Annotated in this window: 15 protein-coding genes and 1 pseudogene; 4 read left to right on the top strand and 12 right to left on the bottom strand. The window is 30.1% G+C overall.

Annotated elements, in window-relative coordinates:
• Positions 1 to 56: 56 nt before the first annotated feature.
• Positions 57 to 650 carry a hypothetical protein gene (locus HMPREF2642_RS08960; protein ID WP_070597792.1) on the bottom strand — a complete coding sequence of 198 codons (594 nt, stop codon included), beginning with the start codon at positions 648 to 650 and terminating at the stop codon, positions 57 to 59.
• 334 nt (positions 651 to 984) lie between these two features.
• Here HMPREF2642_RS08960 and HMPREF2642_RS08955 point away from each other — a divergent pair, with 334 nt between their 5' ends.
• On the top strand, positions 985 to 1,842 hold the full coding sequence (locus HMPREF2642_RS08955) for an NERD domain-containing protein (protein ID WP_070597791.1): 858 nt from the start codon (positions 985 to 987) through the stop codon (positions 1,840 to 1,842).
• 61 nt (positions 1,843 to 1,903) lie between these two features.
• Here HMPREF2642_RS08955 and HMPREF2642_RS08950 read toward each other — a convergent pair whose 3' ends face one another.
• Positions 1,904 to 2,440: a thermonuclease NucI gene (locus HMPREF2642_RS08950; RefSeq protein WP_049428573.1), complete on the bottom strand. Its 537-nt coding sequence runs from the start codon at positions 2,438 to 2,440 to the stop codon at positions 1,904 to 1,906.
• A gap of 160 nt (positions 2,441 to 2,600) precedes the next feature.
• Between HMPREF2642_RS08950 and HMPREF2642_RS08945 the strand changes: the two genes are divergently transcribed.
• Together HMPREF2642_RS08945 and HMPREF2642_RS08940 are read left to right on the top strand one after the other, a co-directional pair.
• Positions 2,601 to 2,789 carry a hypothetical protein gene (locus tag HMPREF2642_RS08945; RefSeq protein ID WP_030063687.1) on the top strand — a complete coding sequence of 63 codons (189 nt, stop codon included), beginning with the start codon at positions 2,601 to 2,603 and terminating at the stop codon, positions 2,787 to 2,789.
• Positions 2,790 to 3,220: 431 nt separating this feature from the next.
• Positions 3,221 to 3,406, top strand: a complete 186-nt coding sequence (locus tag HMPREF2642_RS08940) for a hypothetical protein (protein WP_030064864.1) — start codon at positions 3,221 to 3,223, stop codon at positions 3,404 to 3,406.
• A gap of 16 nt (positions 3,407 to 3,422) precedes the next feature.
• Here HMPREF2642_RS08940 and HMPREF2642_RS08935 read toward each other — a convergent pair whose 3' ends face one another.
• The 6 genes from HMPREF2642_RS08935 to HMPREF2642_RS08910 form a co-directional block, all read right to left on the bottom strand.
• Positions 3,423 to 4,025, bottom strand: a complete 603-nt coding sequence (locus HMPREF2642_RS08935; protein WP_002433771.1) for a response regulator transcription factor — start codon at positions 4,023 to 4,025, stop codon at positions 3,423 to 3,425.
• Positions 4,022 to 5,122, bottom strand: coding sequence for a sensor histidine kinase (locus HMPREF2642_RS08930; protein ID WP_002470020.1), 1,101 nt, complete (start codon positions 5,120 to 5,122; stop codon positions 4,022 to 4,024). The genes HMPREF2642_RS08935 and HMPREF2642_RS08930 overlap by 4 nt, the downstream gene beginning before the upstream one ends.
• A complete protein-coding gene (locus HMPREF2642_RS08925; protein ID WP_002433649.1) occupies positions 5,123 to 5,854 on the bottom strand; it encodes an ABC transporter permease in 732 nt (243 codons plus the stop codon).
• Complete coding sequence (locus HMPREF2642_RS08920; RefSeq protein ID WP_030064860.1) at positions 5,854 to 6,729, bottom strand: ABC transporter ATP-binding protein; 876 nt, start codon at positions 6,727 to 6,729, stop codon at positions 5,854 to 5,856. Before HMPREF2642_RS08920 ends, HMPREF2642_RS08925 begins: the two co-directional genes overlap by 1 nt.
• A 180-nt stretch (positions 6,730 to 6,909) precedes the next feature.
• Positions 6,910 to 8,382, bottom strand: coding sequence for a cardiolipin synthase (cls, locus tag HMPREF2642_RS08915; RefSeq protein WP_070597790.1), 1,473 nt, complete (start codon positions 8,380 to 8,382; stop codon positions 6,910 to 6,912).
• 60 nt (positions 8,383 to 8,442) lie between these two features.
• Complete coding sequence (locus HMPREF2642_RS08910; protein ID WP_002433822.1) at positions 8,443 to 8,640, bottom strand: hypothetical protein; 198 nt, start codon at positions 8,638 to 8,640, stop codon at positions 8,443 to 8,445.
• Between the two features lie 318 nt (positions 8,641 to 8,958).
• Between HMPREF2642_RS08910 and HMPREF2642_RS08905 the strand changes: the two genes are divergently transcribed.
• The gene (locus HMPREF2642_RS08905; RefSeq protein WP_030064855.1) at positions 8,959 to 9,984 is read left to right on the top strand and encodes a threonine aldolase family protein; all 1,026 of its coding nucleotides are present in this window, start codon (positions 8,959 to 8,961) and stop codon (positions 9,982 to 9,984) included.
• Positions 9,985 to 10,101: 117 nt separating this feature from the next.
• On the opposite strand, the gene HMPREF2642_RS08900 is transcribed toward HMPREF2642_RS08905, so the two are convergent.
• From HMPREF2642_RS08900 to HMPREF2642_RS11880, 4 genes and pseudogenes are all read right to left on the bottom strand, one after another.
• Entirely contained in the window at positions 10,102 to 10,350 is a 249-nt protein-coding gene (locus HMPREF2642_RS08900; RefSeq protein WP_051673304.1) for a DUF4355 domain-containing protein, read from the bottom strand.
• A pseudogene (locus HMPREF2642_RS11630) lies at positions 10,341 to 10,434 on the bottom strand (hypothetical protein); the annotation flags it as partial. The pseudogene HMPREF2642_RS11630 and the gene HMPREF2642_RS08900, both read right to left, overlap by 10 nt.
• Positions 10,435 to 10,503: 69 nt before the next feature.
• On the bottom strand, positions 10,504 to 10,752 hold the full coding sequence (locus HMPREF2642_RS08895; protein WP_023350352.1) for a hypothetical protein: 249 nt from the start codon (positions 10,750 to 10,752) through the stop codon (positions 10,504 to 10,506).
• Between the two features lie 20 nt (positions 10,753 to 10,772).
• Positions 10,773 to 11,616: minor capsid protein (locus HMPREF2642_RS11880; RefSeq protein WP_256276645.1), on the bottom strand; the 844-nt coding region annotated here is incomplete at its 5' end.

The raw sequence follows: 11,616 nt of genomic DNA, 5'->3' as shown, positions 1-11,616 counted from the left end.
TTCTACAATACATATACTACTTTAGTCTATATCAAGTGTATGTCGTAGAAATCTTTTTATGATATTTTTCTATTATTTATTACCGCTTCTTCAATACGTTTTTTCCCTACTACTAATTTTAAAATATAAAATTGATAATAACTTAGTGAATCAATCACAGCCTTATAATTTGAAAATTGATGATAATTTTGATTATCCATTAAATCATACATTAAAACTATTTCAGGTTTTATATAATCTACATTCCAGTTTAATGAGTGAAAATAAATATTATTTTTTGGTAAACGGATTTTATTATCTAATCTGAATATCCACTGATCATTTACTACATCATAAACGAAAATATTGAGAACCATATTTCCATCTTTGAATACTTCTACATGGGCAACTTCAGATAATGAAAGTTTTTTATTCTTCGAAACCCCATTTGCCTTACCATAATATTCTATAGTGAAATACTTAGGTATAACTTTGACGATTTCAATTAATTTTTTGCGTTCAACGCAAATATCCACTTTATTAGGTAACTTAAACTCATCATTCAAAAACAACTGCATCGCAACTTCACCATGAAATTTAAAAATATGAGTAGATGTATCCATTAATATCTTAACTATTTGGTCGACTGGTTTTTGTGCTTCAAGTTTCATTCGTACACCTCCTTAAGCAAGCGCTTTCATAAATTTAATTATACATTCGAAATATACAATTATCAAACGCAGAATTGTGAACATTTAGTAAATTAAAATTAATATATTTATAAAGTATAGCCTTTTCATATATACATAAAAACAAAAAGAGTTATATTACGTTCTTTTAGATATTGAGTAAAGATTTCGATTTCTTAAAATTTTGTAAACATTAAATATAGCGCAAGAAAGTTTAATCATTATTAGTACTCATAATGATTGAACTCAAATTTTAAGACGTATATAATTTGTTTTGAAATTAGAATTTAAAATCTTAAGATTTGGGTGAATATTTATGTCTGTAACGGTCATTTTATCTGTAATTATTATTATTTTGATTATAGCTATTGTCTTAAATCAAAGATATATGAAAGATAGAGTTGAGACTGAAGAATACGCTAGAAATCAATTAATTGCTAAAAATTCAACTTTAAGCGAAGAAAATTTAGCTTTAAAGAATCAAATGTTAAGTTCTAATAACGATGTAGGACACCATGCTTTTAAAAATGCTAAGCGTGAGTTACAAAAGATTTTGGATCGCTTTAAAAACAACGGTCGATTAAAAACATATTCAATTGTTTCTACAAATAATTTAGCTGTGAAACACCCATTATTTGAATATGCAAGATCATTTGATTTTATTATTGTCACTGATGTAGGACTCATCAATGTCGACGTAAAAAATTGGAATCAAAAAACTTTCTACCATTTCGACGTTCCAGATAAACATTTTGAAGAAAAGAATCAACCCTATGATACTGATCAAATAGTAGGTCATTATGTAAGTAGTAGATATCATAGCCAATTCAATACGACACTTACAGGTGTCTATACATTTACAGAAATCTTACAAGATAATCGTGTGATATACGAGTTTTATGATCAAGATCCATACCAACAAGCTGCAAACAATGCTAAAGCACTTAAAGATCAAATTGAATCAGATTATCGATTTAAGATACAAAGTATCGGCGTTGTTTATTTCAGTGATGGTAGCGTAAATATTATTGAAGGTTCAGATGAAAGTGATAAATATGTGGATACAGTATCTACTCAATCTTCTCTTGAAAAGGTCATAGAAGATGCTATACAACTTTCTAAGCACCCTCTCAATGATGAACAAGTCCAAGAAATATCTGAGAGTTTTAAATAACATTTCATAGATTAAAAAGGCCAAGAAGATTGCTAATAAATCCTCTTGGCCTTTAAATATATTAACTCCATAAGTTCACTTTATTTTGTTTCGCCTCTTCTTGTGCTTTTTTAAGAATTTGTCTGTACTTACCATTTGGAGAATAGTATTTCTCTCTAGCTAACCCCTTCTCAACTAGCTCTCTATTAAACATCTTATTTTTACTTAGCCAAACGTAAGCTAAAGTTCGACCATATCTATCATTTTTTTCTTTATCATACTCTAAATAAACATATTTATGTGTTAACTCTTTCTTACTATAATTTGATGCTTCTTTACCATAGGGTTGAACAGGAGTATTAGGTTTAACCGTTTCAGGCGTGTCCATACCAATCATTCTAACTTTAATGCGCTCACCATCTTTCTTAGCAAGAAAAGTATCTCCATCCACTACACGCTCAACGTAGACTTTGTCCTTCCCTTTCAAATCTGCGCTTTGATTTTCTTCCGTTGATTGATGAGCACCGAATGGCCCATCATGGTTAATAAATTGAAATAGTATTACTATTATTGCGATTAATGCAACAACAATTAGCGATAATCCTTTTTTTGATTTCATAGATGTCACCTTACTTCACGTTATATTCTGATTTATGTTAAATAAAAATCACTTTGTAGTCAATATTAAATTTAAACTGATAAATCAAAAGCTTCTTCTAATAGTTATTTTTTCAAAATGTAAGCTCATGCTATAATATGTAATGTTAGGAGTGAAATAGATGGATTCATCTAATGAAAGTAAAATATCTTTAATCGCAATTATTGTAGCAATAATCATAGGCGTAGTATTACAAATAGTATTTAAATTACCTATTATAGTAAGTGTTGTAGTAGCCTTATTATTAGGCATTTTAGTTGGTTTCATTGTATACATTATTCAATCAACACTAAATAAAAGGAAAAAGTGAAGGTAAAATGGTCTAAGGAAAATTTAAACTTCAAGGGGAAAATTCAAATGGCTTCTCTTAAGTTAGACTATCCTAAGGAAGAGAAGTCGTTATAAATTAAAAAATTCAATTAATGATAATAGAATTTTTACGAACCATACGCAAAGCGTATGGTTTTTTATATTAATAAGGCTTTTGCAAAAATATATTTAGCTAAAACCAAATTTAAAATATTTTACAAATTAGGAGTAATAATTATCTAAAGTGGTATAGTTACAGAAATAATATAATATCTATTTTTACAACTAAACTATTCAGCTTTATTTTATAGAAGAATAATTTTTATAAATGTATCTCCGACATAAAAGTTGTAAGTAGATAAAGTCTAAATTTATTTACAATTTTATTAAGACTAACATATTTACAAAACTTATGATTGGAGGTACGAAACGATGGAAATTTTAGATTGTATCATCGACACAAACTCTGTGACGCATAAAGTAAAAACAGCTAAAGGAAAAATATTTCAACACACCTTGAGTATTGAAACACCCACACACAAAGTTGTAGAAATTTTATCACTATTATCTAATTATGTAGATAAAACTGACCGCCCGAAATTAATAATTAAAAAGTAATATATTCTATCAAAGTTTATATCCATCCTTTAGCAATCGCTTTTTTCCATGCATCAAAGCGATTTTCAGAGCACATTTTATCAATAATCGTACTTGTATAATTCCTAACAGTACCATTAGACAAGTACAATTTTTCAGCAATTTCTTTACTACTTAAACCGTTGCCTATTTCTTTTAATACAACTTGTTCCTTATGCGTTAATGGATTTGACTCACTAAATAAAGTAGTCATCAATGAGGTACTATATTCTTTTTCACCATTCATAACTTTATAAATTGTATTGACTAAATCTTCTACAGAACGTTCTTTCAACACATAGGCATCTACATCGTTAGCTACAGCTTTCTCAAAGTAACCAGGTCGCTTAAATGTTGTCACTATAATTACACGAGTATTTATCCCTTTAGCTCGAATTTGAGCTAAAATTTCTAACCCAGTCATACCAGGAATCTCTATATCTAAGATGGCTACATCGGGTTCTTTATTTTCAATTAATTGAAGTGCTTCTTCACCATTCTCGACATCATTTAAAACTTTCATATCCTCATGCATTTCAATAAGTTGTACCATGGCTTGTCTTAACATTAATTGATCTTCAGCTATTATTAGTGATATCACATTAATTCACTCCTAGGAATTCTGACTATTATTGTAGTGCCTTCATTTGATTGAACTTCAACTTCTCCATTTAAATATGCAGTACGTTCTCTAATACTTTTCAGCGAACTCGCGACTTCGCCATCGATACCTACCCCGTTATCACTCACAATCAATGTGATTTCGTGTTGCTTTTCTTTAATTTTCCCTACAACTTCTGTGGCATGTGCATGTTTAATTACATTATTAATCGCTTCTCTTAATATCATCGATAGTATGGATTGCTTGGCCGGGTTTAATGACCTCGCAGCACTTTTATTTTTGAAAATAAAATTCAAATTTGCATCATGAAGAATAGATTCTACTGATAAAACTTCCTCTTCAAATGATTGGACTTTCAAGTCATCTATAATAGTGCGTACTTTATTAAGTGTCTCTCTAGATAACTCATTAATTGCTCGCATTTCATTTCTAGCCGCCTCTTTGTCGGTATCAAGGAGTTTAGTGGCAAGTTCAGATTTTAACGTTAAACTTGCAAACACATGACCCAAAGTATCATGAAGATCTTGACCAATACGATTTCGTTCTTGTTCTGCTATAAGTACGTTAATATATTTATTCTTCTCTTCGAGTTCTTTACGCACCCTACGATCTTTACGCACTTGAAAATTACCAAACGCAATCATCAAGATGACGATGTAGTAAATTATCATCGTATACACATAATCATGATGCGTAATATAGGTTAAAAAGGCACATATAATCATTGTAGTAATAAAACTTATAAATTCTTTTGATTTCACTCCCACATCGAAAATGAAGGGTAAAGCAAATGCACTATAAAAAAAGAACATACTCAATAATGGTTCATAAGCATAAACAAAATACATGATGCAGAGATAATGGATAAGCAAAAAGATATATAAGTGATTTTTATTTATCTTAGTGTGAAAGAGGACAAGGATTAGATACGAGATAGTAAAGATAGATAAAATAATACTATACACCAAAATATTATATTGATGTTCACTATAAAATAATCCAAATATCGGAAATATTAAATATATAAGTGAAGAAATTTCACCCATCCTTACTCCAAAACCACGCTTTGATCTCATTTAAGACACATCTTTCTTTTTATTAATCAGTAAAGCAATACTTAGGAAAATTATACTATACACAAGTAAAAAGCCAAGTGACTCATAATTTATACCTTTATCTTTACCTAAATCTAACGACATTTGCTTTAAGTGATAAGTAGGCATTTTTTTAGAAATGGTCTGTAACCAATCTGGAAAAGTATTAATCGGAAACCATAAACCACCTACTATAGCCATAGCCATATTAAGTAAATTTGCTACACTACTCGCCTTTTGACTATCACTAAATTGTGCAATAATCAGTCCTAAAGTTAAGAATAAACTTGCTCCCACCCATAAAGTAACTCCAGATAGTAACCAATCTGATAAATTCATACTTACATCTTTATAAAAGTGTGCCACTGTGAAAATAACTATAATCGCTCCTAAAAATTGGCACATGGTTTTTAAGACTTTTACTAAATAATATTGTGATGGCTTTAAAGGAGTAGACATCAAATGTTTATACCAACCATTGTTTCTCTCCTCAATCATGTCTAGAGGAAATGACAACATACAAAAATTTAATAAACTAAATACAGTCATACTGTACATATACTCCTTATAAAACGGTTCTTTAGCTTCTTCAGGTAAATCCAACAACGAAGTAAATAAAAGATAGAATGCTAATGGTAGAAATATAGACATGAATAAATATAGCTTCTTTCTAAACATCACTTTAAATTCAGTTTTAAAAAATGTGGCTACCATTATAAAGTCACTCCTTCTTGATCACTATTATTCGAAAACATAATATCTAATAATGAAGTTTTATGAATTTCAATTTGGTTTAAATCAATGTGATTATCAATTAACTTTTGTATAACTGTATCAACGTGATTCGTTCTCACTTCATAATTATTTTTATACTTTGCAATTTCAAACTCATTCTCTAACTCTTCAACCATATCTTTACAAATTGGTGGTAAAACTACTGTGGAATAAGTCTGTTGATTTTTAATCTGTTCAGGAGAATCACTTAATTGAATTCGACCTTCATCTAGTAAGACGACATGATCAGCCATTCGCTCAACCTCCTCAATGTAATGAGAAGTATAAAGAATCGTGACATTCTTTGATTTGAGATCCTCAATCATTCTCCAGAAATGTTCTCTTGTTTCAATATCCATAGCAGTTGTAGGCTCGTCTAGTATTAAAAATTCAGGTCGACCAACGAGTGTTAATGCAAAATCAAGAATACGTTTTTGTCCTCCAGATAACTGATTTGCCATCTGATTCATTTGGGTTTCACTAAATTGAGTAATATCTAAAAAACGTGATGTTGATATCGAATTTGCGTAAAAAGACTGATGAAGTTTAAATAATTCTTTTACTTTGAAAAATTTAGGAAAATTAGTTTTTTGAAATAAGATTGCCATTTTATGATGATTGATCATTCTAGACTTATCGATAATCTCCCCCTTATCACCTTGCATATTACCAATTAATATATCTATAAGCGTTGACTTTCCTGCACCATTTTTACCAATCAAAGCTGTACAAGAATGTTCCTTAATTTCTAAATTAATATCATTGAGTACACTAGTCTTCTTGAAGGACTTAGATAAATTGTTAATCTTTATCATAATAATCACGCCTTTTCTTTAGGATATATACAATTTATCAATTACTAGGTACATAATTTAGTTCATTTTGTCATTATTAGTACGTGACATTTGTCATTTATTTTTTTAGTTTACATAATAAAGTTATTACCAACTAAAAATCCTCGCTCTTTCGAACGAGGATTCTACTTAATTATTAGTTTATAAAATTGGTGAAATTAACTTAGCTAAATCTTCTTTAAACTTAATTGAAAGTGGACGTTGCTCATATTTTTCTTTGGTAAGAAGTTTTGATTTCTTCACGTCTTCTTCAAAAGCATGACGCAATTGTTGTGCAATTTCTTTATCGTACACAAAGGCATTAATTTCAAAGTTTAACTCGAAACTTCTAAAGTCCATGTTCGCACTACCTACAGATGAAACTTCATCATCGATCATCAATATTTTAGAATGTATAAATCCATTCTGATAAGTATAAATTTTCACACCACTATCTAACAAATCAGCTGCATTTGAAAATGTAGCCCAATATACAAATGGATGATCAGGTTTACATGGAATCATCAAATTGACGTCTACCCCACTATTTGCAGCCATTTTCAGCGCGTTAATATAAGATTGATCTGGTATAAAGTAAGGGCTTTGAAGATAAATTGATTTTCTTGCACTCATTATCATTTTTGTATAACCATATTCAATTTGGTGAAGATCGAACGCTGGTCCACTCGATGCAATTTGTAATGCTTTATCTCCTTTTTCCCCAATCTTTTTAGGGAAATATTTTTGGTCATATTCGAACTGTGGTCGATGTGCTTGTGAGTTCCAATCCAGAATAAATCTTAGTTGCAATGCGTCAATACTATCACCTTGAACACGAAGGTGTGTATCTCTCCAATAACCTAATTTACCTAGACCTAAATAGTCGTCACCTATATTAAAACCACCGACATAGCCAACTTGACCATCTATGATAATAATTTTTCTGTGATTTCGGTTATTCATTCTAAAGTTGATGATAGGTAATTTAGAAGCAAAAAAGGCTTCAACCTCTCCACCTAGAGACTTAAATTTTTTAAATTTAGCCATATTCACTTTTTTCGAACCTACATCATCATATAATAATTTGACTTCTAAGCCTTCTTTGAGTTTAGTTTCTAACGCATCGATAATACGATTTCCAAGGCCATCAAGTTCAAATGTATAATACTCCAGATGAATATAATCTTTAGCGTTATAGATATCCTCTATAACTTTATCAAATAGTTGATGACCGTCCGTAAATAATTCAATTTTATTATTCTCTGTTAAAAAAGCATCTTGTTTCATCAATAACATTCGGATTAAATCATGATGTTTTGTAACTTGGTCGTTTGGAGAATTAAAATTTAATTTTTCAAAGCTTTTTGCTTGTGCTTTAACTAAATCTTGGAAAGCATCCAACTCTTTTCCGTTATTTTTCTCTAGCTTTTTCTTAGAAACAGTTCGACCTAGGAATAAGTAAAGAATGAATCCTACTATTGGTAATAAGAAAAGTACAAATAGCCATGCCCATGTGGAACTTGCACTTCGTCGGTCCTTTTCCAAGAAAATGATAATAAAAGCAAGTATCAAATTAATGATAAATCCTAGGACTAATAAAATCGCTAAAATAGTACCAAAATATCCTAAATTCATGAATGTTAACTCCTATATGTATTTCCACCTGAATCATATCAAGTGGATATTTCTCTTATATTATTCTTTAGTAACTAAAGTTACTATTGCGTTATAATCTTCTTCTATATTTGGAAACTTTCGCTCCTCAATTTGTTTAATAGTGATATTTAATAAGCTATATGCACTACCTTCATCTGACTTAAGAAAATCATTAACGCTTTTTTCCAATCTTTCAATAGAATCTTCTGTAAATGTTTTGAATTTAATTTGTTGCATAAGGTACATTCCCCTTTCTTTATGTTGATTAAATGATAGAACTTTTCATATAAAAATTCAATTATTACAGAAACAATTTGTTTAATTGCCAATTATTTAAATAGGTTGTTCGGAATATATTTTAATTTTAGTTATCATGATGTATAATAACAACATTCGATTGAATATTCAGAATTATCTATCTTTTGATATTTTTATTAGTTAATCATTTCTTGTTTACTACCCCTAAAAATGAGAATTTATTTTTCTAATAAAAGTGAATCATCAAGATGTATTGAATAATATTGAAGATTGGATTTAACTTAGGAGGGAAAGTTAATGATTTCATTTGAAAATGATTACTTAGAAGGTGCACATGAGAAAGTACTCAAACGACTTATTGATACAAACATGGTTCAAGCTGCTGGATACGGCTTTGATGACTTCTCAGCACAAGCAGCTGATAAAATTAGAGAAACTATCAAGTGTCCTGAGGCAACTGTAAGATTTTTAGTTGGTGGAACTCAAACAAACCAAGTAGTTATCAATTCTATGTTGAAAAGTTACGAAGGTGTTATATCAGCAGATACGGGACATGTGGCGGTTCATGAAGGTGGCGCGATTGAATTTAGTGGCCATAAAGTTTTAGCCATCCCATCAGAAGAAGGGAAAATATCCGCTAAAGGTGTTGAAGCTTACTTAGAAACTTTTTATAGTGACTTCAAAAAAGAACATATGGTATTTCCGGGGATGGTTTATATTTCTCATCCTACAGAATATGGCACACTATATACAAAAGAGGAATTAGATAGTTTAGCCAAAGTTTGTCGTCAACATGAGATACCATTATTTATGGATGGTGCTAGACTCGGTTACGGGTTGATGAGTGAAAATACCGACGTCACTATTGAAGATGTAGCTAAATATTGTGACATCTTTTATATTGGTGGTACTAAAATAGGTGCACTATGTGGTGAGGCAATTGTATTCACTAAGAATAATGAGCCAAAAAATTTTACAACCATTATTAAACACCATGGCGCTTTACTAGCTAAAGGTCGATTAACTGGTATCCAATTCTTAGAGTTATTTACAGATGATTTATATTTTAAAATTAGTAAACATGCGATTGATATGGCTAAGAAAGTCAAAAACGGATTTTTAGAAAAAGGATATCAAGTCTATTTTGATTCACCCACGAACCAACTATTCTTTGTACTCAGTAACGATAAAATAAAAGAATTAGAGAAGAAAGTTAAATTCGCAGTGTGGGAAAAATATGATGATAATCACCGTGTTGTAAGATTTGCGACTAGTTGGGCAACTACTGAAGAAAATGTAGAACAGTTGTTGAAGTTAATTTAATATACTGCTATTTAAATTTGAAGAGATTTCGTCTATTCTTAATTTACTTTGAAAATAAAAGGTTAATGATTGATTATTGTGAGAATGCGACGAGATCTTTTTATTATGGTTAATTTATTAAAATTTGAACACCGGACTCATTAAGCATTGAACTGGTTTCATTTTTGCCAGTTTCTTAGCTTCTTTAATTGCATTTCTAATACGTTCATCAGATTTTCTTCTTTCTCTTGCTAAACGATCTTTAATCATTTGAGATACTTCTTCTTGGGAGAATGTTTTCTCCTTTTGTTGCGATTGTTCATGAATTGTTTCTGAATTATCATTGTGCTTCGTTTCTTCAGTAATATTACTTTGGTTGTTTTCCATGAGATATACCTCCGTTTATAGTCTGTCGACTGCGTATTCCATACTTGCTTTTATAACGTCATCAGCACGTTTTGGACATAAAAAATAACCTTCCGTAGAAGGTTAAAAAAGTGTATAAAAATAGCACCTTAATCTATATCTTTGTTAGGTGCTCTATCCCCAAGCTACAAGTTCAGATTTGGGAAACATTTTTTTACTGGTATTCAATTCTATTCTTTCGATAGCATGTATAAAATAATTATCTTTTTCTTTATCTTCTATCTCAGATTTTTCAGCATTGATAATTTGAAGACTGTCTATATTCACATGAATAACACCTGGCTTAATATTTTCATTATCATTAGGATAATATTTATATATAACAGTCTGGTTATTTTTTTCTTGAAGTTTTAAAATTAGCAAATAATCTCACCTCTATTTAATTAATGCGCTGTAATTGTATTTTTTTCAGATAGTATATGTGCTTCTTTATAACTTAAATTATACTTATTCATTAAAAAGTGTTCAAGTGCTTCGTGCTTTAGCATTATTACATCCATAGATTTAATATTTTTCCCTTTTCTCAATCTTTGCCAACTTTGAGCCATATAAAAATCAGGGTCAAATTGTTTAATGCCACTGTCTAGTAGATACTTGTTCTCAAATAGGTGTTCATAAACTCTTTTAATCGCTTTTTCATTCATATTCACATTGTTTGCAATAGTTTTTATCTCTGCCAGTTTATCACGATTTTTTACTGAATTATAATACGTTTGTGCGTGCTTTCTTCTTTTAACACCGTATTCATCATTTTTGTTACTAAGTGCACCTGACTCGCTAAGGTAATCTTTAATCTGATATTTATCTTTACGTTCATTAAAGAATTTATCCCGCCAGTTTCCCAAATGCGGTACTGTAGTACTTCTACACCATGGATGCATTGGTGGAGCATTAACTCCAGGTATCATATCTTTAACTTTAAATACTTTATCATTTAAAGAGTGACATATTTTAGATGTTTTTTTATCTATTTTGGCCACATATTTATATTCGCCATCTTCACCTAAATCTTTAAGATAAGTTAGCTTCTGTGATTCAGCCTGAACACGTGCAGATTCAGTAACTAACAATCTACTTGCATTATAAATATTTGTAACAGTATGTTTCTCATAAACAGTTACATACTCATTAGGATGTCTTCCCCTAAGTGACACATTACTAGCCGTTCTTTCCACTACTTTTTGAATTACGGCACTATCTTGCCATACTCTTCTAGACCATTTCACA

The organism is Staphylococcus sp. HMSC055A09, assembly GCF_001809655.1.
Lineage (GTDB): Bacteria > Bacillota > Bacilli > Staphylococcales > Staphylococcaceae > Staphylococcus > Staphylococcus capitis.
This window is presented reverse-complemented; position numbering and strand designations above follow the sequence as displayed.